At 56.8% G+C, this 25,076-nt stretch carries 23 protein-coding genes; 9 read left to right on the forward strand and 14 right to left on the reverse strand.

The window, feature by feature from the left end; genetic code table 11:
• Window positions 1–30 precede the first annotated feature (30 nt).
• The 4 genes from hslO to RO22_RS07115 all read left to right on the forward strand — a co-directional run bounded on the left by hslO (window position 31) and on the right by RO22_RS07115 (window position 4,727).
• Window positions 31–906, forward strand: a complete 876-nt coding sequence (gene hslO, locus RO22_RS07100; RefSeq protein ID WP_022519713.1) for an Hsp33 family molecular chaperone HslO — start codon at window positions 31–33, stop codon at window positions 904–906.
• Window positions 907–1,207: 301 nt separating this feature from the next.
• Window positions 1,208–2,764: a phosphoenolpyruvate carboxykinase gene (locus RO22_RS07105; RefSeq protein ID WP_027958817.1), complete on the forward strand. Its 1,557-nt coding sequence runs from the start codon at window positions 1,208–1,210 to the stop codon at window positions 2,762–2,764.
• A 224-nt stretch (window positions 2,765–2,988) separates the two neighbouring features.
• Window positions 2,989–3,495 (forward strand): peptide-methionine (R)-S-oxide reductase MsrB, encoded by a 507-nt coding sequence (gene msrB / locus RO22_RS07110; RefSeq protein WP_022519711.1) that lies wholly within the window; start codon window positions 2,989–2,991, stop codon window positions 3,493–3,495.
• Window positions 3,496–3,539: 44 nt separating this feature from the next.
• Complete coding sequence (locus tag RO22_RS07115) at window positions 3,540–4,727, forward strand: alpha-hydroxy acid oxidase (protein ID WP_041157919.1); 1,188 nt, start codon at window positions 3,540–3,542, stop codon at window positions 4,725–4,727.
• Between the two features lie 240 nt (window positions 4,728–4,967).
• Here the strand turns inward: RO22_RS07115 and RO22_RS07120 are convergent, their stop codons facing one another.
• The gene (locus RO22_RS07120; RefSeq protein WP_041157920.1) at window positions 4,968–5,828 is read right to left on the reverse strand and encodes a LysR substrate-binding domain-containing protein; all 861 of its coding nucleotides are present in this window, start codon (window positions 5,826–5,828) and stop codon (window positions 4,968–4,970) included.
• Between the two features lie 121 nt (window positions 5,829–5,949).
• Here RO22_RS07120 and RO22_RS07125 point away from each other — a divergent pair, with 121 nt between their 5' ends.
• The 5 genes from RO22_RS07125 to RO22_RS07145 all read left to right on the forward strand — a co-directional run bounded on the left by RO22_RS07125 (window position 5,950) and on the right by RO22_RS07145 (window position 11,831).
• Window positions 5,950–6,192, forward strand: coding sequence for a DUF1127 domain-containing protein (locus RO22_RS07125; RefSeq protein ID WP_084625263.1), 243 nt, complete (start codon window positions 5,950–5,952; stop codon window positions 6,190–6,192).
• 80 nt (window positions 6,193–6,272) lie between these two features.
• On the forward strand, window positions 6,273–8,642 hold the full coding sequence (locus RO22_RS07130; RefSeq protein WP_041157921.1) for a Tex family protein: 2,370 nt from the start codon (window positions 6,273–6,275) through the stop codon (window positions 8,640–8,642).
• Window positions 8,643–8,790: 148 nt separating this feature from the next.
• Window positions 8,791–10,431 (forward strand): glutamate--cysteine ligase, encoded by a 1,641-nt coding sequence (gshA, locus tag RO22_RS07135; RefSeq protein ID WP_027958822.1) that lies wholly within the window; start codon window positions 8,791–8,793, stop codon window positions 10,429–10,431.
• On the forward strand, window positions 10,428–10,928 hold the full coding sequence (locus RO22_RS07140; protein ID WP_009288479.1) for a disulfide bond formation protein B: 501 nt from the start codon (window positions 10,428–10,430) through the stop codon (window positions 10,926–10,928). Before gshA ends, RO22_RS07140 begins: the two co-directional genes overlap by 4 nt.
• A gap of 27 nt (window positions 10,929–10,955) precedes the next feature.
• On the forward strand, window positions 10,956–11,831 hold the full coding sequence (locus tag RO22_RS07145; protein ID WP_041157922.1) for an alpha/beta hydrolase: 876 nt from the start codon (window positions 10,956–10,958) through the stop codon (window positions 11,829–11,831).
• Between the two features lie 171 nt (window positions 11,832–12,002).
• Here the strand turns inward: RO22_RS07145 and RO22_RS07150 are convergent, their stop codons facing one another.
• The 13 genes from RO22_RS07150 to RO22_RS07210 all read right to left on the reverse strand — a co-directional run bounded on the left by RO22_RS07150 (window position 12,003) and on the right by RO22_RS07210 (window position 24,978).
• Window positions 12,003–12,416 carry a RidA family protein gene (locus RO22_RS07150; protein ID WP_041157923.1) on the reverse strand — a complete coding sequence of 138 codons (414 nt, stop codon included), beginning with the start codon at window positions 12,414–12,416 and terminating at the stop codon, window positions 12,003–12,005.
• 11 nt (window positions 12,417–12,427) lie between these two features.
• Window positions 12,428–12,835, reverse strand: a complete 408-nt coding sequence (locus RO22_RS07155; RefSeq protein WP_022519702.1) for an acyl-CoA thioesterase — start codon at window positions 12,833–12,835, stop codon at window positions 12,428–12,430.
• Between the two features lie 13 nt (window positions 12,836–12,848).
• Entirely contained in the window at window positions 12,849–13,529 is a 681-nt protein-coding gene (locus RO22_RS07160; RefSeq protein ID WP_041157924.1) for an ABC transporter ATP-binding protein, read from the reverse strand.
• Window positions 13,522–14,274, reverse strand: a complete 753-nt coding sequence (locus RO22_RS07165; protein WP_041157925.1) for an ABC transporter ATP-binding protein — start codon at window positions 14,272–14,274, stop codon at window positions 13,522–13,524. The genes RO22_RS07160 and RO22_RS07165 overlap by 8 nt, the downstream gene beginning before the upstream one ends.
• Window positions 14,267–15,322, reverse strand: a complete 1,056-nt coding sequence (locus RO22_RS07170) for a branched-chain amino acid ABC transporter permease (RefSeq protein WP_022519699.1) — start codon at window positions 15,320–15,322, stop codon at window positions 14,267–14,269. The genes RO22_RS07165 and RO22_RS07170 overlap by 8 nt, the downstream gene beginning before the upstream one ends.
• On the reverse strand, window positions 15,315–16,235 hold the full coding sequence (locus RO22_RS07175) for a branched-chain amino acid ABC transporter permease (RefSeq protein ID WP_009288482.1): 921 nt from the start codon (window positions 16,233–16,235) through the stop codon (window positions 15,315–15,317). Before RO22_RS07175 ends, RO22_RS07170 begins: the two co-directional genes overlap by 8 nt.
• Window positions 16,236–16,298: 63 nt before the next feature.
• On the reverse strand, window positions 16,299–17,444 hold the full coding sequence (locus tag RO22_RS07180; protein ID WP_041157926.1) for an ABC transporter substrate-binding protein: 1,146 nt from the start codon (window positions 17,442–17,444) through the stop codon (window positions 16,299–16,301).
• 40 nt (window positions 17,445–17,484) lie between these two features.
• Window positions 17,485–19,173, reverse strand: coding sequence for a benzoate-CoA ligase family protein (locus RO22_RS07185; protein ID WP_041157927.1), 1,689 nt, complete (start codon window positions 19,171–19,173; stop codon window positions 17,485–17,487).
• Between the two features lie 308 nt (window positions 19,174–19,481).
• The gene (locus tag RO22_RS07190) at window positions 19,482–20,615 is read right to left on the reverse strand and encodes an acyl-CoA dehydrogenase family protein (RefSeq protein ID WP_041157928.1); all 1,134 of its coding nucleotides are present in this window, start codon (window positions 20,613–20,615) and stop codon (window positions 19,482–19,484) included.
• Complete coding sequence (locus RO22_RS07195) at window positions 20,615–21,427, reverse strand: enoyl-CoA hydratase family protein (RefSeq protein WP_041157929.1); 813 nt, start codon at window positions 21,425–21,427, stop codon at window positions 20,615–20,617. The genes RO22_RS07190 and RO22_RS07195 overlap by 1 nt, the downstream gene beginning before the upstream one ends.
• A 43-nt stretch (window positions 21,428–21,470) precedes the next feature.
• Window positions 21,471–21,929 carry a MarR family winged helix-turn-helix transcriptional regulator gene (locus tag RO22_RS07200; protein WP_041157930.1) on the reverse strand — a complete coding sequence of 153 codons (459 nt, stop codon included), beginning with the start codon at window positions 21,927–21,929 and terminating at the stop codon, window positions 21,471–21,473.
• Complete coding sequence (locus RO22_RS07205; RefSeq protein WP_041157931.1) at window positions 21,926–22,696, reverse strand: SDR family NAD(P)-dependent oxidoreductase; 771 nt, start codon at window positions 22,694–22,696, stop codon at window positions 21,926–21,928. The genes RO22_RS07200 and RO22_RS07205 overlap by 4 nt, the downstream gene beginning before the upstream one ends.
• Window positions 22,693–24,978: a bifunctional salicylyl-CoA 5-hydroxylase/oxidoreductase gene (locus RO22_RS07210; protein ID WP_041157932.1), complete on the reverse strand. Its 2,286-nt coding sequence runs from the start codon at window positions 24,976–24,978 to the stop codon at window positions 22,693–22,695. Before RO22_RS07210 ends, RO22_RS07205 begins: the two co-directional genes overlap by 4 nt.
• Window positions 24,979–25,076 lie beyond the last annotated feature (98 nt).

Here is a 25,076-nt window from a genome sequence, read left to right on the forward strand (position 1 = left end):
GCCGTCCTTAAATACTTAGGTTGCCAAATTATGTCCGATCAAATTCAACGTTTTATGTTCGATCACACCAATGTCCGCGGCGAGATCGTCACCCTGGCGGCCGCCTACCACGAAGTGCTGGATCGTCATGCCTACCCTCCGGCGGTGAATGAGCTGCTGGGCGAGCTATTAGCCGCCGTGGCGTTGCTTACCGATACCGTGAAGTTGGATGGCACGTTGAGTATCGAGGTACGTGGACGCGGCGTTCTGTCACTGTTAATGGCCGAGTCCAACCCCGGTGGTGAACTGCGCGCGATTGCCCGCATAGCAGAAGACGCCGCACTGCCCAGCGAGCACGCCAGCTTCCGCGAACTGGTGGGAGAAGGCCAGATCGTGATTACCCTTGATCCCCGTGAGGGCCACCGCTATCAAGGTATTGTGGCGTTGGATCAAGAGACCCTGGGCGGCTGCCTGGAAGCCTATTTCAGCCAATCTGAGCAGTTGCCAACCCGCCTCTGGCTGGCCGCCGATGAGAAGCGTGCGGGCGGGTTACTGCTGCAGCGGCTACCAGAAGAGTCACAAAACCAGGATGTCGATGCCTGGGATCGCAGCGTACAGCTAGCCGATACGATCAAAACGGAAGAACTGCTCGGCCTTGAGCAGCGCGAGGTGCTGCATCGTCTCTATCACGAAGAGACCGTGCGTGTTTTTGAACCCAAAGCACTGCGCTTTGGCTGCACCTGCTCCCGTGAGCGTATGAGCTACGCGTTGCACTCTCTGGGTAAAGAGGAACTGCGGGATATTTTGCACGAGCAGGGGGCTATTGATACCCAATGCCACTTTTGCCACACGAAATATCACTACACAGCAGCGGATATTGAAACTTTGTTGGACGACCCTGACGCGCCACCGCCCACGATTCACTAAGTGTGTAGTCGAAAGCGTATATCAGGGTGTTTACCAGCAGTGCTAGGAGCGCCAATGGATTCAATGAATTTGGTATTTCGTGCAAACGGATGTTTGAATTTTTACTGCGCTGCAACACAAAATGTAGTGCCTTTGTAGTAGTTTAACTACAAGATATTTGATCTGCGCCCCCGTTTCCTGGGGGCTTTCTTTTTGCCATAATGCGCCGAACTTCAGCGCGCCCAGCCGGTTTCACAGTGGTTGGGATGAACATCAAGGCGTCGGTGACGCCCGGTAAACCGAGAGAAGCCCAGGAATCGAAATGACCACGACTCAAGCCGCTCCCCAATCCCACGTTAATCTCAGCAGCGCCGAACTAGTCGAGCGCGCAGTGGCACGTGGCGAAGGCCGCCTCTCAGCCAACGGCGCCTTGGTAGTCAAGACCGGCCTGCGTACCGGTCGCTCACCGAAAGACCGCTATATCGTTGATGAGCCCTCCACTAGCAGCCAAATCGATTGGGGCAACGTTAACCAGCCCTTCGACGCCGGCAAGTTCAACGCCCTGTGGGATCGAGTCAATGACCACCTGGTCAGCCAAGAGCATTTTGTCTCTGAGCTGCACGTGGGCAGTGATTCCACTCACTACCTGCCGGTGCGCGTCACCACCGAAACCGCTTGGCAAAACCTGTTTGGCCGCACCATGTTTGTACGCCCTCAGGCCTACAACCAAGCAGTTAAAGACGAGTGGACGATTCTTAACGCCGCAGGCTTTGAGTGTGACCCTACTCGTGATGGCACCAACTCTGACGGCTGCGTGATCATCAACTTCGCCGAGAAAAAAGTGCTTATCGCGGGTATGCGCTACGCCGGTGAAATGAAGAAAGCCATGTTCTCGGTGCAGAACTTCCTGCTGCCAGCTGCCGACGTACTGCCCATGCACTGCTCGGCGAACGTGGGTGAAGATGGCGAAACCTGTCTCTTCTTCGGTCTCTCTGGCACCGGTAAAACCACGCTCTCGGCGGATCAGGCGCGCTTCTTGATCGGCGATGACGAACACGCTTGGGGGGATGGGGTCGTCTTCAATATGGAAGGTGGCTGCTACGCCAAGTGTATCGATCTTTCCGAGAAGAACGAGCCGGTCATCTGGAACGCCATCAAGTTTGGCACCGTACTGGAAAACGTGGTGCTGGACGACCGTCGTGAGCCTGATTACGCCGACGATAGCCTGACCCAAAACTCCCGTGCCGCGTACCCGTTAGAGCACGTTGAGAAGCGCGTAGCGGAAAACCTGGCTGGCGAGCCGAATGCCATCGTGTTCCTGACCTGCGATATGTCCGGCGTGCTGCCCCCAGTGTCGATTCTTTCCAAAGAAGCCGCGGCGTATCACTTTCTGTCTGGCTACACCGCTAAAGTGGGTTCCACTGAAATGGGCTCCTCTGAAGGCTTGGCCGCCACATTCTCTACCTGCTTTGGCGCACCGTTCTTCCCGCGTCCTGCCCGTGAGTACGCTGATCTATTGATCAAGCGTGTCGAGAAAAAAGACGCCCAGGTGTATCTGGTTAATACCGGCTGGACTGGCGGCGCTTACGGCGAAGGTGGCGCACGCTTCTCCATTCCGACCACGCGGGCCATCATCAGCGCGATTCAGTCTGGCGTGCTGCGCGACATCGAGACCAAGCACATCGATGGGCTCAATCTGCAAGTGCCGCTTGCCGTGCCGGGCGTTGATTCCAGCCTGCTCGACCCGCGTGAAACTTGGCAAGACCGTGACGCCTACGACCGCCACCTCAAAGATCTGGCAACCAAATTCGTCGATAACTTCAAGAAATTCGAAGGCGTCAATGAGGCCATTATCCAGGCAGGCCCCCAACTGACCTGAGCATCAGTTGATGACTTGGACGTCAGTTGACCAGCGTGTCAGGCCGCTAGGAAAAGTAGCAGAAAAAAGTAGCGTGCCAGTGTAAGTAAGTCGCACCCGGTAGCGACTAAACTACACAGAAATGATCGACCTCAGAATGGGACAGTGCCACGGCACTGTCCCATTTTTATTGGCTCTTTTGCTGGCCGATTATTTTTCTTGCCAATTTCTGGGGAGTGATTCTCATGAAAAGACGTCAATTTTTAGGCCTGGCCGGACTAACCGGCGCGGTCGGGGTGATACCTGGACTGTCATTTGGCTTTCCACGGCTTGACCTGGAGGCTGCACCAGGCCTGGAGCCACTGGAGCTTAGTGAAGCCGAATGGCGTGAACGACTCTCCGATGAAGCCTTTGATGTACTCCGAAAGGCAGGCACTGAACCCGCCTTTTCAAGCCCGTTGGACAAGGAGTGGGGGGATGGTGAATACCGCTGCGCTGGCTGCGATCTGTTACTCTTCACCAGTGAAATGAAATATGATTCCGGTACCGGTTGGCCAAGCTTTTTCGAACACGTGGAAGGGCATATGCTGACCGAGCTGGACTTCAAGCTGGTTTGGCCCCGTACCGAATACCACTGCGCCCGCTGCGGTGGCCATCAGGGCCACGTCTTCGAAGATGGCCCCGAACCCACCGGCCTGCGCTGGTGCAACAATGGCGTTGCCTTGCGCTTCGTGCCTGCTGAATCGAGCTAGGCTGCCGAGCGGGGGGAGGATAGAACAATCATTAGGAGTGTTGCGTGAAAGGTTGGCTCCAACAACGATGGACTCGAAAGAAACTCGCCAGCATCCATAACCTGCATGATGTTGAGCGGCTGGCCCGAAAAGTGTTGCCCAGGCCTATTTTTGGCTATATCGACCATGTGGCCGAGGATGGGCGAACCCAGCGAGCCAACCTCACCGCTTTTGATGATTACCACTTTTTGCCCAAGGCGTTTGTCAACGTCTCGCAGATTGATCTGCACACCGAGCTTTATGGCAAGCGCTATACCGTTCCTTTCGGTATCGCTCCCATGGGCATTAGTGCGCTGTCAACTTACCAGGGCGACTTAGTGCTGGCGCTGGCAGCAGCGAAGCGCAACCTGCCCATGGTTATGAGTGGTTCATCGCTGGTGCCCATGGAGGAGGTGGCTAAGGTGGAGGGGGCCGACTGGTTCCAGGCCTACCTGCCCGGTACCCCAGAAGGTATTGAGGCTCTGCTCGAGCGGATCAAGCGAGCCGGCTTCAAGAAGCTGGTGGTAACGCTTGATTACCCGGTGCCGCCCAACCCCGACAATTTCCGCCGTTCGGGGTTTTCATCCCCTCTCGAGCCAACCCTTCGCCTAGCATTTGACGGTCTGATACGACCTGGTTGGCTATGCAATACCTTCCTGCGCACCTTGTGGAAGCACGGCATGCCGCATTTCGAAAACAACTATGCCGAGCGGGGCGCTCCCGTTATCTCCCGCCAAGCAGCGCGGGACTTTTCGGGGCGACGCCATTTTGACTGGGGTTATCTCGATCTTGTACGGCGCCTCTGGCCCGACACCTTGATCGTCAAAGGGATATTAAACCCGGAAGACGCAGTACGTGCTCAGCAGGCAGGGGTTGATGGCATTATTCTTTCAAACCATGGCGCACGCCAGTTGGATTGCACCATTTCCCCGCTCCAGGTGCTGCCCGAGATCAAGCGTCGCGTTAGTGATATCCCCATTATGATCGACAGCGGCTTCCGGCGTGGCTCCGATGTGATCAAGGCGCTGGCATTGGGGGCTGATTTTGTCTTTGTGGGGCGCCCCTTCAACTACGCCGCCGCCTGCGCGGGGCAGGCCGGGGTAGAGCATGTCGCCGATCTTTTACAGCGTGAAATTGAGCGCAATATGGCTTTGCTAGGGCTGACCAGTCTCTCACAGCTAGACCGCTCCTGCCTCTACCTATCAACAGTGTGATTACGTGCCTCGGCCATGTGCATAACGTGCACATCCCCTTGGAATCCCCACATCCATGTGCATGCGAGATTTAGTAGCGCGTGGTAAGCCTAAGGCGCACCCGCGGAAGCAGCGCGAAGCGGTGCCGGGTATGGCTGAAGTGCCACTGGGCGTCGTGCCGATGCCTCCCGCGGGTGCCTACGAACGCTCGCTGAACTCGCGTTCTCGTTACCACGCGCTACGGGATGTGCATCTGTCTCATCAAAGCCTAAACCCTTCAACAATATGCTCGGCCAGGCTATCGATAATCGGTGATTGAGTGGCGGAGGTGTGCTGCAAAACGATGGACGCTTCCGGCAGTTCGGGAAACCCTTCTTTTTTATCCAATATCTGCATGTCGGCGGTGACTAAACTGCGCATCCAGGCAGACACTGCCAAGCCCGCCCCCACAACCGCCTGTAACGTCGCCAGGCTCGGGCTGCTGTAAGCGACTCGATAGGCTCGGCCTGCGCGATCCAGTGCATTGCAGGCATGACGCCGACAAAAGCAGGGTGCCTCAAACATGGCAAGGGGTACTGGTGTCTGTAAATGTGTGCAATGGCTCTCAGCTGAGACCCACACGGTAGCCTCACGCCTTAAAATGGTGCCAACTTCGTCGCCTATCTCCCGCGTCATAATAATCAGGTCTAGGCTCCCTTGCGGCTGCTGAGAGAGTACCGACGAGGGGGCGCAGTGCACATCCACATCCACCAGCGGCCAGGCTTGGGAGAAGGTTTTCAGAATGCCGGGCAGAAAACGCATCACATAGTCATCCGGCACCCCCAGGCGCACACGGCCCACCATATCCGGCTGGCGCAGCAGCGTCAGCGCTTCTCCCTGCAATGAAAGAATTTTGCGTGCATAACCCAGCAGCGTATGCCCTTCGCTGGTTAACAGCAGCTGGCGATTCTGGCGCACAAACAGTGGGCGCTGAATAACATCCTCTTCCAGCCGCTTGATTTGCATGCTGACGGCTGATTGAGTGCGGTTTACCGTCTGAGCGGCGCGGGTGAAGCCGCCCTGGTCGACAATGGCCACAAAGGTGCGCAGCAGCTCATGATCGATGGTGGGTAGTGTGGCCATGGCTATCAATCTTTTTGATGTTGAACATAAGGAGTATTCGTTTGATTGATTTTAGGCGTTGTTCAATACTTCCTTCAACACTTATTCACCACGCCGTTGCTGGCGGCGAAGGGAGGTTGAAATGGAGCGCTCGCTACACTGCTTGCAAAACCAACGCTTGCAGAACCAACAGTGCCAATCTGCTGAGAAGCAACTCAGCATCACCTGGCGGGAAAGAATTTATCGCTGGTACCAATTGCGTCGCGAGCGGGATTCCTTGCGCCATTTGAGCGATGACATGCTGAAAGATATTGGCATCAGCCGCGATGACGTACAGCGCGAGTCACGCCGCCCGTTCTGGGATGACCACGGGTGGCGACGCTGAAGCCGCAAGTCATGCCAGCCGTGGCGCGTTTGTGATACCTTGTTGGCACTAAAAAATGCTGCATGAGTTAGTTGCAATTTATGGATGTCAATCAGCGTATTATTTCCCGCCTGGCCACTGAGCTTGGTGTGCGTCCCGAGCAAGTGTCCGCCACGGTGGAGCTGCTGGATGGCGGCGCCACCGTGCCCTTCATTGCCCGTTACCGTAAAGAAGTCACCGGCGCGCTGGACGATATCCAGCTACGCCAGTTGGATGAACGGCTTCGCTATCTGCGTGAGTTGGAAGAGCGCCGCGCCGCGGTACTTGTCGCCATTGATGAGCAGGGCAAGCTCGATGCTACGCTGAAAGCCAGCATCGACGCTGCCGAGACCAAGCAACGCTTGGAAGATTTATACCTGCCGTTTAAGAAAAAACGCCGCACCAAAGCGCAAATCGCTCGCGAAGCAGGGCTTGAGCCGCTGGCGGATGCGCTGCTTGCCGATCCAACGCTTAATCCGGAAAGCGAAGCGGAAAACTATCTGCGCCCAGCAGAAGGCGATATTCCTGCCATCGAAGATGCCAAGGCCGCTCTGGATGGCGCCAAGCAGATCTTGATGGAGCGCTTCGCCGAGGATCCCGAGCTCATCGGCCAACTGCGCGAACGGCTGTGGCAAGAGGGCGAGCTTAGCGCCCGGGTGCTGGAGGGTAAGCAGCAGGAGGGCGCCAAGTTCTCCGACTATTTCGAACACGATGAGAAACTCGCCAAAGCGCCATCACACCGCGCTTTGGCAATGTTCCGGGCGCGTAACGAAGGCGTGTTGAGCCTGTCGATTCGACTGCCCGGCGAAGACGAAGCCCCCATTCACCCCGCCCAACTGGCGATTGCCAAGCAGTTTGGTATCAGCGACCAGGGCCGCCCGGCGGATAAGTGGTTAGCCGAAGTGGTGCGCTGGACCTGGCGGGTGAAGCTCTATACAGCTCTGGAGACCGAGCTGCTGGGCCGCCTGCGCGAACAGGCTGAGCTTACCGCCATTGAAGTGTTTGCGGCCAACCTAAAAGACCTGCTGCTGGCTGCGCCGGCGGGGCAAAAAGTGACGCTGGCTATCGACCCCGGCCAGCGCACCGGCTGTAAGGTCGCGGTGATCGATGCCACTGGGCAATTTGTCGATCACACCACTATCTATCCCCATGCGCCGCAAAACCAGTGGAATGAAGCCTTGAGCGTGCTGGCTAAGCTGGTGAAACAGCACGGCGTCGAGCTGATTGCGGTGGGCAATGGCACCGCCAGCCGTGAAACTGACAAGCTCGCGGGCGAGCTGCTAAAAGCGCTGGCACCAGCGCATCGGTTAAGCAAAGTGATGGTCTCTGAAGCGGGCGCCTCGGTCTACTCCGCCTCTGAATACGCTTCGCGGGAAATGCCCGATCTCGATGTCACCGTGCGCGGTGCCGTCTCTATTGGTCGCCGCCTGCAGGATCCGCTGGCCGAACTGGTTAAAATTGAGCCCAAGTCGATTGGCGTAGGCCAATACCAGCACGATGTCTCCCAGGTGCAGCTGTCGCGCAGTCTGGAAGTCGTCATTGAGGACTGTGTTAACGCCGTGGGCGTCGACTTGAATACCGCTTCCAGCGCACTGCTTTCACGGGTAGCCGGTCTGAGCGCTGCGCTGGCCGAAAATATCGTTGCTCAGCGCAATGTCAAAGGCGCTTTCAAAAGCCGTAAAGAATTGTTAGAAGTGAGCCGCCTTGGTGCCAAAACCTTCGAGCAGTGTGCGGGTTTCCTGCGTATCCACAATGCCGATAACCCCTTGGATGCCAGCGCCGTTCACCCGGAAGCCTACCCACTGGTGGAACGTATCGCCAAGCAGAGCGGGCGTGAAGTACGCGGCTTGATTGGCGACAGCGCCGCGTTGAAAGCCTTAAAGCCCGCCGATTTTGCCGATGAGCGTTTCGGCGTGCCCACCGTCAGCGATATTCTCAAAGAACTGGATAAACCTGGTCGCGACCCTCGCCCTGAGTTTAAAGCGGCCGAATTCCGCGAAGGTGTCGAAACCCTTAATGACCTCAAGCTTTCCATGGTGCTCGAAGGCACAGTCACCAATGTGACCCACTTCGGCGCTTTTGTGGATATCGGTGTCCATCAGGACGGCCTGGTACATATCTCGGCGCTATCTGATCGCTTTATCGATGACCCCCGCAGCGTGGTGAAAGCAGGTGATATTGTCACCGTTAAAGTGATGAGCATTGATATCCCCCGCAAACGGGTAGGTCTATCGATGCGTTTGGATGACCAGCCTGAGGCTGAAAACGGTGCTAACAGCGGTGCCAATAAGAACAGTGGCTCGCCTAAAGATCAACACAGTGGTGCCCGTAAACCGGCTCGAAACCAGCGTAATAACGCTAATAAAACTGAAGCGCCGGAGCCTATGGGGGCGCTGGGTGCTGCGCTGTTGAAAGCGCGTGGCGGCAAATAGTCGCGCGCCCTGGAAGCGAAGGTGTCTTGAAAAAACGATCGTTGCCGCCATATCCTGTTTTCTGTTTTTGAATCAGCGATGATGGCGATGCCACCTGACTACACCAAGGCCCGCTCACGGCGGGCTTTACTGACAAGGAGTGTTCACCTTGCCTGAACCACTCACTGTGCCATCCGCGCTGACCGCGCAAGTCGAGCGCCTGATACCCAGTGCGCGACTTGGTCGGTTGGGCCGCCTGCGTCGTGGGCTTGAAAAAGAGGGACTGCGGGTCGATGCTACTGGCCACATTGCGCAAACGCCGCACCCGCACGCGCTGGGGTCGAAATTAACCCACCCGCATATCACCACCGACTACTCAGAGTCGCTGTTAGAGTACATCACGCCGGTTTACTCTCAGCCGGGTGAAGCGCTGTGCTTTTTATCTGACCTGCATACTTTTACCTACCATCACCTGCAAAACGAATGGATTTGGCCCGGCAGCATGCCCTCTAGGCTATCCGGCAACGACAGCGTGCCGATTGCCGATTATGGCAGTTCCAACGTGGGCACCATGAAGCATGTTTACCGCAAAGGGTTGGACATGCGTTACGGCCGCATCATGCAGGCGATTGCAGGCGTTCATTACAACGTATCGCTGCCTGATGATATGTGGCACGCCCTACGCGAGTTGGAAAAAGCCACCAATATTCCCTTCAACGACTATCGTTCCACCCGCTATTTCGGCATGATCCGTCACTTCCGCCGCCATAGCTGGTTGTTGCTCTATCTGTTTGGCGCTTCTCCGGCCATCGATAAAAGTTTTTTGCCTGAAGGTAAGGTACCCGAAAAACTGCAGTCGCTTAGCGACGACACCTACTTTGCCCCATACGCGACGACTCTGCGGATGTCCGATCTGGGGTATCAAAACAAAGTACAGTCGCAGCTTAAAATCTGTTTTAACTCGCTCTCTAACTACGTTAATACCCTGCGTCACGCCATCTCTTCACCATGGCCCGACTATGAAAAAATGGGTGTTAACGTGGACGGTGAGTGGCGTCAGTTGAACGCCAATATTCTCCAGATCGAAAACGAGTACTACAGCGACATTCGGCCCAAGCGGGTTGCCAAACACAACGAAACGCCCAGCCAAGCCCTCGAAGCCCGCGGCGTGGAGTATATCGAAGTACGCTGTTTGGATTTAAACCCCTTCGACCCCCTGGGCGTTACTGAAGACCAGATGCGCTTTGTGGACACCTTTTTGATGTGGTGCCTACTCAGCGACAGCCCGTGGATCTCCGACGAAGAGTGTGACCGCTTGGACGACAACCGCCGCTGGGTGGTGGAGCGCGGCCGTGACCCTGAACTCATGCTAATCAACCATGGTGAAACCACCTCGGTGCGTGAGTGGGGCGAACAAATTTTCGCCGAGATGGGCGAAGTTGCCCGCCTGCTGGATGCGGTCGAGGAGGGGAGCCCGCATGCTGATGCGCTGGCAAGCCTTGCACCACGTCTTGCAGACCCTTCGCTAACGCCTTCTGCCCAGGTGCTGGAACGGTTAAAAGCGCACGGCGGATCGTTAAGCGATTTGATGCTTAGCCTGGCCAAAGAGCAGGCCGAGCAGTTAAAAGCCGCGCCGATGCAGCGCAGTCGTGAAGCGCTGCTTGCTCAGCTGATTGAGACCTCGCACCAGCAGCAGCACGATATTGAAGCCGCTGATAAAGAGACCTTCGAAGAGTTCTTGCAGGCCTATTTCACTAAAGCTCGTGAGTCCCGCGCCATGTCGGCGCTGCCATCTGAGGTTAGACAATGATTCTGCACTCCTTTCGCTCGGCCGCCCTGGCTGGTTTAGCCTTCTGCGTTTTAATGATGGCGGTAGCCCTGGGGCTTGAGCACATCGGCGGATATGAACCTTGCCCGCTGTGTATCTTTCAGCGCGTCGCGGTGATCGCCGCGGGTATCGTATTCGCAATAGCTGCTATCCATAGTCCCGCCGGGCGTGTGGGCAAAGTGATTTACGGGCTGCTGTCGCTGGCTGCTGTTGGAACAGGTGCCTTTATCGCCGGGCGTCACGTTTGGCTGCAGGGCTTGCCTGCCGATGAAGTCCCTTCCTGCGGTCCTGGGCTTGGCTACATGATAGATATCCTGCCATTGCAGGACGTGGTGGCCATGGTGTTAACCGGTTCTGGCGAGTGCGCCAATATCGATTTCTCGTTGCTCGGCCTATCACTGCCCGCCTGGACGCTAATCGGATTTGCCATTCTGGCAATCGCACCGCTGCGTATGCTGTTGATGAAAAGTCGGGGTTAGTAGGGCGTCAGCGATAAGGAGACGTACATGCTTTATCAACATTTTGCGACTCAAGAAGAGATCGATCGCGCCTACGACCCGATGATGGGTCGTGACCCGGCGGTGTTGGTAAAGGATTGGCGTGAGCGCAGTGAAGCATCAAGAGTTAACCACTGCACAACGCTCGATCTGCCTTATGGCCCAACGCTTGCGGAACGCATGGATATCTTTCATGCCGATGCACCTGATACCGATAGCCCAAAAGCGCCGGTGCATGTGTTTTTCCACGGCGGCTACTGGCGCTCGCTGAGTCATCGTGAATTTAGCTTTATCGTTGACGACTTGGTGAAAGCCGGTATCACCGTCGCGGTGGTCAACTACGCTCTCTGCCCGCAGGTACGCTTTAGCGAGCTGGTGCGGCAGAGCCAAGCAGCGGTGGCCTACGTTTATCGCCATGCCGCTGAATTGGGCGTTGATCCTGAGCAGCTGAGTATTTCGGGACACTCGGCGGGCGGGCATTTATGCGCGATGCTAATGTCGACGGACTGGGAGGGCGCTTTTGGCTTACCCAACCAGCTGCTTCGTGGTGCGCTGTGTATCAGCGGTTTATACGACCTGCGGCCTTTTCCCTGGTCGTGGCTGCAGCCCAAGCTTCAGCTTAGCGGGCGCGATGTGCAGGAGTTCAGCCCCATATGGCTGCCATGCCGAGTACCTGCGCCTATAAAGCTGGTAGCAGGGGGCCTGGAGTCAGAAGAGTTCGAGCGCCAGATGAGCAGCTATGCTGAGCACTTGAGCCAGCAAGGCCAAATAGTGACTCAGCAGCTACTTCCCAACGTAGACCACTTCTCGATTCTTGAGAACTATCTTAACGATGGCTGCTTCGTTGAGTGGATTAAAGGGTTTCACGCTAGCGTTAAGATATGATTAAAAACTAACGAAGCTTCTCAATACAGGATCGAAATCAGCCTGAAGCGGGGGTCTTTCGCCATGGATGGCGAAAGTAGCGCCCAGGGATGGGTTCACAGCGCCCCCGCGGAAGGTTGTTTCGATCCGGTGCACCTCTTTGTACTCTACTAGAGGCACTTTTGATTATCTTTAATGAGCTGGAATCACCGCCGTCGCTTCGATTTCTACCTTGGCCTGATCCTCAACCAGCCCCGCCACCTGAACCATCGTCATCGCCGGAAAATGTTTACCCAGCACCTCACGGTAGGCGGTGCCCACCTCCTTAAGCCGCGCCAGATACTCCTGCTTGTCCGTCACATACCAGGTCAACCGCACGATATGCTCCGGGCCTGCGTTCGCCTCTTTTAAAATCGCCACGATATTTTGCAGCGCTTGGTTAACTTGAAAGACAAAATCGTCGCTTTCAAATACCTGATCGGCATTCCAACCAATCTGCCCACCTACAAACACACTCTGGCCTGAAGCCAGCACGCCGTTAGCGTAGCCCACCGCTGCTTTCCAATGCGAAGGGTGAAGAAGCTGATGAAAGTTGGCGTCACTCATTATGGCTATCCTTATAGGTTTTCGACGGTAAAGTGCTGGCGCATAGCCTCTGTCCAGGGCATTGGCTGACCGCTATTTAGATCCACATATACAAGGGTTGAACGACTGGTTAGACGTTTCTGATCACCGCAGTAAGCGATAATCTGAAGGGTAAGGCTGCTACGCCCAACGGCTTGAACCGCTAATTCAAAGGTGAGTCGTTCGCCTAACCGGCTCGGCGCATGAAACTGGGTGTCGATAGCGGCGGTGGGAACCCCGGTGCCGCTCTCCACATGCAGTTGGTTAAAGTCACGCTGAACGACCTCCTCAAACCAATCCTCCACCACGGAGTTAATCATCTCGAAATAGCGGGGGTAAAAAACGATACCCGCCGGATCACAGTGCTGGAAACGGACTTTTCGCTGGGTAGTAAACGCCACTGTTTTCTCCTCCCTACACGCCCAGATAACGGTCACGAATGGCGCTGTCCAGCGCGGCGGGTTTGCCCTCCCACGCCGTACAGCCTTTTTCCAGGATGGTGCAGCGGTCAGCAATGGGCAGAATTTCGCTTAATGACTTATCCACCAGCAGCGTAGCTTGACCTTGCTCCTTGAGCAGCCGAATTGCCCGCCAGATCTCCTGGCGAATCACCGGCGCCAATCCTTCAGTGGCTTCATCCAGCACCAGCAAACGCGGGTTGGTCATCAGCGCCCGGCCAATAGCCAGCATCTGCTGCTCACCGCCGGAGAGGGTCTTGGCCATTTGCGCGCGGCGCTCTTCCAAGCGCGGAAACAGCGTTTCTACTTTCTCCAGTGTCCACTCGCCCGAGCGGGCGGTCACCAATAGGTTTTCGCGCACCGACAAATTAGGGAAACAGCGGCGCCCCTCCGGTACCAAGCCAAGCCCCGCTTTAGCGATACGAAAAGCGGGTAAGCGGCGTATGTTCTGGGATTCAAACTCAATCGTGCCACGGCTGGCCGGAGTCAGACCGAATATCGAGCGAATGGTGGTGGTTTTACCCATACCGTTGCGCCCCATTAGGGCGACCATCTCACCGGCGTTAACGTCAAGGCTAACGCCAAATAACGCCTGAGAGGGCCCATAAAACGTTTCAATATCAGCAACCTTAAGCATCAGAATCCCCCAGGTAGGCTTCACGGACGCGGGGATCCTGCCTAATAGTGTGGCTATCCCCATGGGCGATAACGCTCCCGGATACCAACACAGAGATACGATCAGCCAGACGAAATACCGCCTCCATATCGTGCTCGATCAGCAGGATAGGCACTTCCAGCTTAAGCGCCTCCAGCAGCTCGGTCAGCTTTGCCGATCCTTCTGGACCCAAGCCGGCCATGGGTTCGTCCAGCAGCAGTGCGCGAGGTTTGAGCGCCAGAGCGCAAGCCACCTCAACCTGGCGGCGTTCCCCGTGGGAAAGTTCAAATACCGGCGTCCAGGCGCGGTGACTAAGCTGCATACGCGCCAGTGCTTCATAGGCTGGTTCAAGCAGTTGCCGATCGCGAGCAACGGGCTTCCAGAACCGAAAACTGTGACTCTGCAGCGCTTGAACTCCCATCATCACATTGCGCATCACCGATAGCGGCTCCGCCAGCGAGGAGACCTGAAAGCTACGCCCCAGGCCCAGGCGCGCCCGTTGAGCGATACTCATGCTCGTGATCTCACTGCCTGCTAAGTAAACACTCCCTTCATCAGGGCGTATATTCCCCGCGATTTGGCCAATCAGGGTCGATTTCCCCGCGCCGTTGGGGCCAATCAAGGCGTGAATCTCCCCGGGTCTAAGATCCAACGAAACATCGCTGGTCGCCTGTAGTGCGCCAAAGCGCTTATGCAGGTTTTGTAGTGAAAGAACCACATCACTCATTGCGTTCCCTCCCGGCCAGCCAACCCATCACACCATGTTTGGCAAATAGCACCACCCCAAGCAGTACTAACCCGAGGAAAAGCTGCCAATATTGGGTGACTCCCCCCAGAAAGGTTTCCATCATCACAAACAGCACCGCACCGGCTAACGGGCCGTAAAGACGCCCCACGCCGCCTAAAATGACGATGACCATCAGTTCGCCGGAGAAGTGCCAACTCAGCATTGTCGGGCTAACAAAGCCATTTAGATCCGCATAGAGCGCACCAGCAAGCCCGGTAATCGCGGCAGAAATCACAAACGCCACCAAGCGAATGGGGTAGGGGCTGATCCCGGCAGTGGCAAGGCGTACATCGTTAAGCCGTGCCATGGTCAAGGCCGCACCAAAGCGCGATTTCATCATTCGTGAGGTAATTGCCATCGCTAACACAAGCCCGGTGAAGCAGATCAGGAAATAGGTGAGTGCATCGCTGCTATCGAGCATGTTGTTATTGAACAGGGGCAGGGTGTTGCGAATATAAATAGGCAGACCATCCTCACCGCCATAGGTCGGCCACGAGTTGGCAAAGTAGTAAATCATCTGCGCAAAGGCGAGGGTGATCATAATGAAATAGACCCCCGTGGTACGCAGTGAGATAGCGCCGATGACCAGCGCTAGCAGCCCGCACAGCAACATAGCGGCGAGCCATATCACCAGTAAATTGTCGCTGCCCGGCACGCTGAAAGGCCACGTCATAAATGGGGTCATATCAAAAGCGTGATAAGCACTGATGCCTGCCACATAGCCACCTAAGCCGAAATAGGCCGCGTGGCCAAAGCTCACCATGCCCCCATAGCCAATGGCCAGGTTAAGGCCAACGGCCGCCATGGCAATAATGGTGATACGCGAGGCCAGATTGACATAATAAATATGGCCCAAGAAATAGGCTGCTACAGGCAGTAACAGCAGTAGCCCGAGCAGGGCCATCTGAACCAGCCCTTTGCGGTCAAAAGGTCTATCCGCTTCGGGCGCTAGCGCAGCGTTCTTGGACAAGGAAGTGGTATTAGTCATGGGCAGAGAACAGTCCCTTAGGCTTGAACGCGAGAATGACGGCCATGAGGATATAGATCAGCATCGCGGCCAACGCCGAACCGACGCCGGTCGCCTCAGACGGCGGCATAAACGCTTGAAAGAAGATGGGCAGATAGACCCGACCCAAGGTGTCGACAATACCCACCAGCAGGGCACCGAGTAGCGCGCCTTTAATTGAGCCGATACCGCCAATGACGATTACGACAAACGCTAAAATCAGCACTGGCTCGCCCATACCCACCTGTACAGATTGCAATGCGCCTACTAAAGCGCCGGCTAAACCCGCTAACGCCGCCCCTAAGGCAAACACCAAGGTATAGAGTTTTGAAATATTGACCCCCAGCGCACCAATCATTTCGCGATCGCTTTCACCTGCCCGAATGCGCATACCGAGTCGAGTTCGCGAGATAAGCAAGTAAAGGGCAATCGAAATAGCGATACCCACCCCAATCAGCATCAGCCGATAGATGGGGTAGCGGGTATCACCTGGCAGGGTGACAAACCCCGTCAGCCAAGAAGGAGGACTCAACCATAACGGTGAAGAGCCGAAAATCCAGCGCGTGCCCTCCGAAAAAATCAGTATTAGTGCAAAGGTTGCCAATACCTGATCAAGATGAGGACGGTGGTAAAGTCGGCGTATCACCAACAGTTCTACCAGTGCACCTACCAGGGCTGCCGCGGTCATCCCAGCAGCCAGTCCAATCAGAAAAGAGCCCGTTGAGGCAGTCACCGCTGCCGTGGCGTAGGCGCCCACCATATAAAAAGAACCGTGGGCAAGATTGATCAGCCCCATCACCCCAAACACCAAGGTGAGGCCGCTGGCCATCAAAAACAGCATCGTGCCGAGCTGCACGCCGTTCAGTAATTGCTCTATCAGCAGAGTAACGGACACGTTGGGTATCCTTAGCGCAGGTAAAGAGAAAAGGCTGGGCGGCTACACCCAGCCGAGGCGAGCTTACATCTGGCACTGCTCGTAATAGACGTCTTGGATATCTTCGATTGCGACACCGATCAGGCGATTGGTGGGCTCGCCATCGTCACCCTCCACGACTTCGCGCACGTAAATATCCTGGATAGGGTGCTGGTTCGGGCCGAAGCGGAACTCACCGCGTACGCTGTCAAAGTCAGCGGCCCGCAGTGCTTCGCGGAAGGCGTCTTTGTCATCGGGGTGGGCAGTTTCAAGCGCGCTAAGAATCAGGTTGGCGGTGTCGTAACCTTGTGCCGCGTACAACGTTGGCGTGCGGTCATAGGCTTCCCGGAAGCCCTCAACAAAGCGATCGTTGGCCTCGTTTTCCAGGTCATATGCCCATAGCGAGGTGTTGCGTGCGCCAATCGCCGCACTACCTACCGCTTTGATTAAGATTTCATCAAACGAGAAGGCGGCGCCAAAGATCGGCATATCGACACCGGAGCTTTCCCACTGCTTCATAAACGAGATGCCCATACCGCCGGGTAAGAAGAAGAACAAGCTGTCGGCATCGCTATCGCGAATCTGGGCAATTTCAGCCGCGTAGTCGGTCTGGCCCATTTGGGTGTAAAGCTCGCCAACGACCTCACCCTCGTAAAGATATTTGAAGCCTGCCAGCGCATCGGTGCCAGCAGGGTAGTTGGGCGCCATGATGATCGGGCGCTCATACCCCTCTTCGCGCATATACGCGCCCATGGCGCCGTGCAGGTTGTCGTTCTGATACGCCACGTTGAAGTAGTTCTCGTGGCACATGCGTCCTGCCAAATCCGAGGGCCCGGCATTAGGTGACAGGTAGAAGGTGCCCTGGCGTACCACCGAAGGAACGACCGCCATTGCCAAGTTTGACCAGATAATGCCGGTAAGAATATCGACCTCATCACGCTGCATAAACTCATTGGCCAGCGTACGCGCCAGGTCGGGGCGTCTCGCATCATCCTGAATCAGCACTTCCACGTCGTCGCGGCCCGACTGCTCAAGCGCCAGCATGAAGCCATCGCGAACGTCCACGCCCAGGTGCGAACCGCCGCCTGAGAGGGTGGTAATCATGCCAATTTTAACGTCATCAGCGTGAGCAGTGGTTACCAGGCTGGAGGAGAGCAGTAAGCCAAGGCCAAAGCGGGATATCATTTTCATGGATCATTCCTCATTTTTTAATCGTTTATTACTTAGAGGGTCATGCGTTGGTGTTGGTGCTATTGATGTTAGTGCTATTCACATTGATGCCAGGAGAGCCAGCACTCGGGTAATGTTCCTGGCTCAGCCGAAAGCGCTGAACCTTACCCGTGGATGTTTTAGGTAGTGCCTCGATAAATCGTATGGAGCGAGGGTACTTATACGGCGCGATGGTCTTCTTCACGAAGTCCTGCAACATTTGCTGACATTCTTCATCTTGCTGAAAACCATCGTTTAGAACAACAAAAGCCTCGACAATTTGGCCACGCTCTTGGCTTGGCGCTCCGATCACCGCGCACTCTTTCACGGCGGGGTGGGCCAGCAGGGCTGCTTCCACCTCGGGGCCTGCGATGTTATAGCCCGCCGAGACGATCATATCGTCGTTGCGAGCGGCGAAGTGGAAGTAGCCCTCCTCGTCCTGGTAAAACGCATCACCGGTGATATTCCAGCCCGCCTTTACATACTTTTGCTGGCGCTTGTCGGCCAGGTAGCGGCAGCCGGTAGGGCCGCGCACGGCCAGTTTGCCGACCGTGCCGCGAGGGACATCATTCATCTCGTCATCAACGATTCGTGCCTCGTAACCGGTCACCGGTTTGCCGGTGCAGCTGGGGCGATGGTCATTCAGGTGATTAGAGATAAAGATATGCAGCATTTCAGTTGCGCCGATGCCGTCGAGAATCGGTGTGCCGGTTTGCTTGATCCAGTCATGATAAATCGGTGCTGGCAGGGTTTCGCCAGCGGAAACCGCCACGCGCAGGCTGCTCAAATCCTCATGGCGAGTAGGTGCTGAGAGCATCGCCCGGTAGGCTGTTGGTGCGGTGAAGACCACCGTGGCCTGATACTCGCGGATAATGTCCATCATATTGGGCGGGGAGGCGTGTTCGAGTAGCACGGCGGTGGCGCCGAAGCGCAGCGGGAAAATGGCCAGCCCGCCCAGGCCAAAGGTAAATGCCAGAGGCGGCGAACCGACGAACACGTCCTCCGGCGTTACCTGTAGGACTTCCTTGGCGTAGCCGTCGGCAATGACCAGCAGGTCGCGGTGAAAGTGCATGGTGGCTTTGGGTGAGCCGGTAGTGCCAGAGGTAAACCCCAGCAGCGCCACATCGTCGGCGGCGGTATCCACCGCTTCAAAGGTGGCGGGTTTGCCCAGCGCTAAACGGTCAAGCTCGGCGTCGTGGTTAGCCGTGCCATCAAAGCCAACCACACGTTTGAGCACCGGGCTGTGCTGTTGGCACTCAACCAGTTCATCGAGCAGACGGGTATCGCACAGGGCGAGGCTGATTTCCGCTTTATCGATTACCTGGCATAGCTCTTTGGTGCGTAACATCGGCATGGTGTTGACCACCACGGCCCCCGCCTTGGTGGCGGCCAGCCAACAGGCCACCATGGCCGGGTTGTTGGCGGAACGGATCAATACCCGCTGGCCGGGAACCACGCCCAGGTCTTCGACCAGCACGTGGGCAAGGCGGTTGGTCCACTCAGTGAGCTCTTGATAGGTGCGACGACGGCCATTGCCCGCTAAGGCAATCCGTTCACCGTGACCCTGGTCGAGCAGTCGATCGCAGAGCTCAACGCCCGCGTTAAGTCGTTGAGGATAATTGTAGCCCGCGAGCAGGAACTCAGGCTGACAATCAGTGGGTGGCAGGTTATCCCGCGCAAAAGTATCAGCATGGGCCGACTGGATGTACATGACCAACCTCCGTATTTGGTGTCGTTGTTTATTCCTGCCCAAGCCATATAGGAATCAGATCCTTCTCAGATGGTGGTCTGCACCTCTTTGGTCTCGAGAGCAGGCTTCCGCGAGGGCGCTGTGAACCCTTCCTTGGGCGCTACTTTTGACATCCCTGTCAAAAGACCCTCGCTTCAACCTGCTCTCTTCTCCCGTTAACGGAGATATTCAAAGACGTCATTTCCAACTGTGATGGCCCTGGGGCAGGGATACGGTGTCTGGCGTTGTGTTTTATTGTTGTTGAAAACTGCTGTACGGTTTTTTGCTGTTTACTCTTCCGCGAGGATGCTGCGGGCGATGACTACTTTTTGTACATCTGAGGCACCTTCATAAATACGCAGCGCGCGGATTTCCCGGTAGAGGCTTTCGATAATATGGCCTTTGCGAACGCCGTCGCCGCCGTGAAGCTGTACTGCCTGGTCAATCACCTGCTGGGCCTGGTCGGTGGCAAATAGCTTGGCCATTGCCGCTTCACGGGTCACCCGCTCAGCACCTTGATCTTTCGTCCAGGCAGCGCGGTAAACCAGCAGGGCGGAGGCATCCACGTTTAGCGCCATATCAGCCAAGTGGCCCTGCACCATCTGTAAGTCGGAGAGGGTGGCGCCAAACAGCTCCCGGGAGCGGCTGCGGGAGAGCGACTCTTCCAGTGCCCGGCGGGCGAAGCCCAGGGCTGCCGCGCCAACCGTGGAGCGGAAAACGTCCAGCACCGACATGGCGATCCGAAAGCCTTGCCCTGGCTTGCCGATCAAGGCGCTAGCAGGCAGCACCATATCGTTGAAGCCTAGCCGTGCCAGTGGGTGAGGCGCTACCGACTCCAGGCGCTCACGAATTTCCAATCCTGGCGTGTCGGCAGGCACTAAAAAGGCCGAAAGCCCTTTTGCGCCAGGGCCTTCGCCGGTGCGGGCGAACACCGTATAGATATCGGCAATGCCGCCGTTAGAGATCCAGGTCTTTTCGCCATTCAAACGGTAGCTGTCGCCGTCGCGCTTGGCCGTGGCATCCAGCTGGGCAACATCGGAGCCCGAACGTGGCTCGCTAAGGGCAAAGGCGGAAATGGCTTCACCACGCCGGGTTCTGTCCAGCCACTGCTTCTGTTCATCGCTGCCATATAGGCTGATCGCACCGGTTCCCAGCCCCTGCATGGCAAACGAAAAATCGGCCAGGCCATCATGGCGGGCCAGGGTTTCACGGATTAGGCACAGGCTGCGCACATCGATATGCTCGCCCGCAGTGCCTTCCAGAAACCCAGCTTTGCCTAAATCGCGTACCAGTTGAATGCAGGTCGCATCCACATCGCTGTGGTCGCGGGGTAGTTCAGTGCGGCACCACGCTTCGAGCTGCTCGGAAAGTTCGCGGTGTCTGGCCTCGAAAAAGGGCCACGCTAGAAAGCTCTTGTCGCTCATCAGTCCCCCTTGAACTCAGGTTTTTGCTTGGCTACGAAGGCGTGGTAGGCGCGCTCGAAATCGTTGGTCTGCATGCAGATCGCCTGGGCCTGGGCTTCCGATTCGATGGCCTGCTCCAGGCTCATCGACCATTCCTGGTTTAGCTGGGTTTTGGTAATGCTGTGGCCGAAGGTGGGGCCCTGAGCCAGGCGGGTGGCGTAAGCAATGGCGTCTTCTTCCAGGGAGTCTGGTTCGACCACTCGGTTGTAAAAGCCCCACTGGAGGCCTTCCTCGGCACTCATGCTACGGCCGCTGTAGAGCAGGTCGGCGGCGCGGCCCTGGCCGATAATGCGCGGTAGAATTGCGCAGGCGCCCATGTCACAGCCCGCCAGTCCCACCCGGGTAAACAGAAACGCCGTGCTGGCGCGGGGGGTGGCAAAACGAATATCCGAGGACATGGCAATAATCGCCCCTGCGCCAACGCAGATGCCGTCGACGGCGGCAATGATCGGTTTGCCGCAGTTCAGCATGGCCTTGACCAGATCCCCGGTCATGCGGGTGAACTCGAGCAGCCCCTTCATATCCTTGCCCACTAGGGGGCCGATGATTTCATGTACGTCGCCGCCGGAGCAGAAGTTCTCGCCGTTGGAGGTAAACACCACGGCATGCACATCGGATGCATAGGCCAAGTCACGGAAGGTATCGCGCAGCTCGGCGTAGCTCTCGAATGTCAGCGGGTTCTTGCGCTCTGGGCGATTCAACCGGATAACGGCGACACCACCTCTCATTTCCCAGATAAAGTGTTCGGGGGCCAGGTCAGCCATGCTCTTCATATTGTTGTTCTCGCCTGTCAGTGATTAATCGGAGTCGCCGTCGTTAAGATAAGGAGGCATCGTGAGGAGCAGTCGGTAAACGATGCAGCAACTCGCCTATGTGGTGGGCGTCCTCTTCAGTCACACCCTCAAATAGCGCATTGATCCAGCGTTCATGCTCAACGGCCATGGCCCTGAAGCTTTCGCGGCCAGCGCTGGTCAGGCAGACCCGCGTGGCGCGCCGGTCGCCCTCAATAGCAATACGTTCCACGGCGCCATCCTCCACCAAGCGGTCAATAATGCCGGTGACGTTGCCGTTGGAAACCCGCAGCCGCTTGGAGAGCTCGTTCATTTTCAGGCCCTCCTCAGCGGCATATAGCGCGGCCATCACATCAAAACGCGGCAGTGTAGAGTCGTGCTCGGTTCGCAGCCGTTCGCGCAGCTCGGACTCCACCTGACGGGTAACCCGCAGCATGCGCAGCCATAAGCGCAGGCGCTCCTTGCTTAAGCTTTCTGCCGTCATACTTCACCCCCTGAGATGGAAATCGCCTGGCCGTTGATTGCGCCACTGTTAGGCCCGCATAGCCATAGAGCCGTCGCGGTGACCTCTGCAGGAGTGACTAATCGCCCTGTAGGGTTGGTAGATTGAAAATGCGCGGTGGCCTGTTCGGCGGATTGGCCTGTTTTGGTCACAATATTCTCCACGCTGGCGGCCAGTAACGGCGTGTCGGTAAAACCTGGGCAGAGCGCATTAACGGTCATATCGCGAGTGGCGGTTTCAGTAGCCAGAGAACGCACCAACCCCACTACGCCATGCTTTGCCGCGCAGTAAGCACCCACATAGGCGTAACCTTTCAGGCCCGCGGTGGAGGCAACGGCGATAAGGCGCCCGCCGTCGTTCAACTGCTTCAAACCCTCACGCAGGGTCAGAAACACTCCGCTAAGGTTTACATTCAACATACGTTGCCACTGCTCGAAAGAGGTCTTGGCGAACGGCGCGCTCTCTGCCGCCCCAGCGTTGGCAATAACGATATCCACATTGCCGATCTTCTCGAAGAGCGCCACCATGGCGGCTTCGTCGGTGACATCGACCACGGCGGTACGAATGCCATCATGCTGCTCGGCAACGGCTTGAAGGGCTGCCTCGCGGCGGCCGGTAATCGTGACCTCGGCGCCCGCCTGGGCAAAGGCCAGGGCCATATCGGCACCGATACCGCTGCCGCCGCCGGTAATCACCGCCCGCTTGCCTGCCAGGCTGTTCGCTGCCGAGTTTCTTTCGGATTGGCTCATACCCAACCCTCGCCACGTTCAGCCAAGCGCTGTAGCTGATCGGCCCCTGCCCGGTAGGGTGCTGGCCACTCCACCTCACTATCACCCAACCCCGCAGCAACGTGCAGCAGCCAGTAAGGATCGGCGAGATGAGGGCGGGCGATACAGACTAAGTCGGCGCGTCCGGCCATCAGGATCGAGTTCACATGGTCGGCCTGATAGATATTGCCCACCGACATGGTGGCGATAGGCGTCTCGTTACGAATCCGGTCAGAGAAGGGCGTTTGGAACATACGCCCATAGACCGGTTTGGCCTGGGTCGAGGTTTGTCCGGCAGAGACATCGACAATATCCACCTCCGCATCGCGCAACCGTTTGGCGATCTCCACCGCATCGTCTGGGGTGATGCCTTCATCGCCGCACCAGTCGTTGGCAGAAATACGCACCGAAAGCGGCTTATGGGCAGGCCAAACGCGGCGCACGGCGTTGATCACTTCAAGCGGGTAGCGCAGCCGGTTATCCAGCGAGCCTCCGTACTCATCGTCACGATGGTTGGTTAATGGCGTGATAAACGAAGAGAGCAGGTAGCCGTGGGCGGCGTGGACCTCGATCATGTCAAAACCCGCGCGATCGGCCATCTGCGCCGCACTGACAAACTCATCGCGCACCCGATCCATATCATCGCGATCCATTGCCTTGGGCACTTGGTTACGCGCTGACCAGGGCTGTGCTGAAGCTGCCAATATTGGCCAATTGCCATTCGCAAGCGGGGCATCCATCTCTTGCCAGCCCAACTGGGTAGAACCTTTTGCTCCTGAATGGCCGATTTGAGCGCACAACTTGGCCTTGGTTTCGGCGTGTACGAAATCACAAAGGCGCTTCCACGCTGCTTCGTGCTCCGGGGCGTATAAACCTGGGCACCCTGGGGTAATTCGCCCTGTGGGGCTGACGCAGGTCATCTCGGTATATACCAGGCCTGCGCCACCCTTGGCGCGCTCGGCATAGTGGCTAAAGTGCCAATCGGTAGGGCAGCCATCGACGGCTTTATACTGGGCCATGGGAGAGACCACCACGCGATTAACCAGCGTCATATCGCGTAGTTGATAAGGCGCAAACATCGGTGCACGGGCGCTGCCAGAGTTGCCTGCCTCGGTTTGGAACCAGCGCTCTGCACTTTCTAGCCACTGTGGGTCGCGTACCCGCAGGTTTTCGTGACTGATGCGCTGGGAGCGGGTCAATAGCGAGTAGTTGAACTGCACCGGGTCGAGATCCAGGTAGCGCTCCACCTGCTCAAACCACTCGGTGGAGTTGCGCGCGGCTGACTGTAGGCGCAGCACTTCGAAGCGGCGATCCTCTTCATAGCGAGCAACGGCAGCTGCCATGCTGCTTTCGCTGTGCAAGTAATTAGCCAGTGCAATGGCACTCTCCAGCGCGAGCTTGGAGCCGGAGCCAATTGAAAAGTGTGCGGTGGCGGCGGCGTCACCCATCAAAACTACGTTCTCATAGCTCCAGCGTTCGCAGAGTACCCGTGGAAAATTGATCCAGGCGGAGCCGCGTATATGGTTAGCATTGGTCATCAGCGCGTGGCCGTCGAGATGCTTGGCAAAGATGCGCTCGCAGACTGCAATCGACTCCTGCTGGTTCATTTCGCCAAAGCCAAACGCCTGCCAAGTGGCCTCACTGCACTCGACAATAAAGGTCGCCGTATCCCTATCAAACTGATAAGCGTGGGCCCACACCCAGCCATGCTCGGTCTTCTCGAAAATAAAGGTGAAAGCATCGTTGAAGGTTTGATGGGTACCCAGCCAAACGAACTTGCACGCTCGTACATCAATGTCGGGCTTGAAGTGATCGGCGTAGGTTTGGCGGGTGAGAGAATTAAGGCCATCGGCGGCCAAGACCAAGTCATACTCACGCCGGTACTGCTCAATGGAGGCTTCTGTAATATCGGTTTCAAAGCGCATCTCCACGCCGAGCTCGCGAGCGCGTTCCTGTAGCAGAATTAGCAGTTGGCGGCGGCCAATGCCACAAAATCCATGGCCTGTAGAGACGGTTTTGGCGCCTTTATGAACGACCGCAATGTCGTCCCAATAGGCGAAATGCTCACGAATGCGCTCTGCACTGACCGGGTCGTTGGCCGCCAGGGTGTCGAGGGTTTCGTCTGACAGCACCACGCCCCAGCCGAAGGTGTCGTCTGCACGGTTGCGCTCAATCACCACGATCTCATGGGAGGGATCGTGTAGCTTCATGCTGATAGCGAAATAGAGGCCAGCAGGCCCTCCACCCAGGCAGGCGATTCTCATTTTTATTCTCCACGGAAAACACTCTCTTTCCTGAAGATAGGAGAGGGCTCTATAAAATTCAAGTATAAAATTTTTAAGCTTAAAGTATTTTTCTGTGA

Source organism: Halomonas sp. KHS3 (assembly GCF_000830495.1).
Classification (GTDB): Bacteria; Pseudomonadota; Gammaproteobacteria; order Pseudomonadales; family Halomonadaceae; genus Vreelandella; species Vreelandella titanicae.

What these genes read in the sequence shown, in the direction of transcription:
- RO22_RS07210 (WP_041157932.1), bottom strand. Translation starts at nt 24,978, where the DNA reads ATGAGAATCGCCTGCCTGGGTGGAGGGCCTGCTGGCCTCTATTTCGCT.
- RO22_RS07125 (WP_084625263.1), top strand. Translation starts at nt 5,950, where the DNA reads ATGGAGCGCTCGCTACACTGCTTGCAAAACCAACGCTTGCAGAACCAA.
- hslO (WP_022519713.1), top strand. Translation starts at nt 31, where the DNA reads ATGTCCGATCAAATTCAACGTTTTATGTTCGATCACACCAATGTCCGC.
- RO22_RS07160 (WP_041157924.1), bottom strand. Translation starts at nt 13,529, where the DNA reads ATGCTTAAGGTTGCTGATATTGAAACGTTTTATGGGCCCTCTCAGGCG.
- RO22_RS07180 (WP_041157926.1), bottom strand. Translation starts at nt 17,444, where the DNA reads ATGAAAATGATATCCCGCTTTGGCCTTGGCTTACTGCTCTCCTCCAGC.
- RO22_RS07170 (WP_022519699.1), bottom strand. Translation starts at nt 15,322, where the DNA reads ATGACTAATACCACTTCCTTGTCCAAGAACGCTGCGCTAGCGCCCGAA.
- RO22_RS07205 (WP_041157931.1), bottom strand. Translation starts at nt 22,696, where the DNA reads ATGAGCCAATCCGAAAGAAACTCGGCAGCGAACAGCCTGGCAGGCAAG.
- RO22_RS07165 (WP_041157925.1), bottom strand. Translation starts at nt 14,274, where the DNA reads ATGAGTGATGTGGTTCTTTCACTACAAAACCTGCATAAGCGCTTTGGC.
- RO22_RS07130 (WP_041157921.1), top strand. Translation starts at nt 6,273, where the DNA reads ATGGATGTCAATCAGCGTATTATTTCCCGCCTGGCCACTGAGCTTGGT.
- RO22_RS07140 (WP_009288479.1), top strand. Translation starts at nt 10,428, where the DNA reads ATGATTCTGCACTCCTTTCGCTCGGCCGCCCTGGCTGGTTTAGCCTTC.
- RO22_RS07190 (WP_041157928.1), bottom strand. Translation starts at nt 20,615, where the DNA reads ATGAGCGACAAGAGCTTTCTAGCGTGGCCCTTTTTCGAGGCCAGACAC.
- RO22_RS07145 (WP_041157922.1), top strand. Translation starts at nt 10,956, where the DNA reads ATGCTTTATCAACATTTTGCGACTCAAGAAGAGATCGATCGCGCCTAC.
- RO22_RS07185 (WP_041157927.1), bottom strand. Translation starts at nt 19,173, where the DNA reads ATGTACATCCAGTCGGCCCATGCTGATACTTTTGCGCGGGATAACCTG.
- RO22_RS07195 (WP_041157929.1), bottom strand. Translation starts at nt 21,427, where the DNA reads ATGAAGAGCATGGCTGACCTGGCCCCCGAACACTTTATCTGGGAAATG.
- msrB (WP_022519711.1), top strand. Translation starts at nt 2,989, where the DNA reads ATGAAAAGACGTCAATTTTTAGGCCTGGCCGGACTAACCGGCGCGGTC.
- RO22_RS07150 (WP_041157923.1), bottom strand. Translation starts at nt 12,416, where the DNA reads ATGAGTGACGCCAACTTTCATCAGCTTCTTCACCCTTCGCATTGGAAA.
- RO22_RS07120 (WP_041157920.1), bottom strand. Translation starts at nt 5,828, where the DNA reads ATGGCCACACTACCCACCATCGATCATGAGCTGCTGCGCACCTTTGTG.
- RO22_RS07105 (WP_027958817.1), top strand. Translation starts at nt 1,208, where the DNA reads ATGACCACGACTCAAGCCGCTCCCCAATCCCACGTTAATCTCAGCAGC.
- RO22_RS07200 (WP_041157930.1), bottom strand. Translation starts at nt 21,929, where the DNA reads ATGACGGCAGAAAGCTTAAGCAAGGAGCGCCTGCGCTTATGGCTGCGC.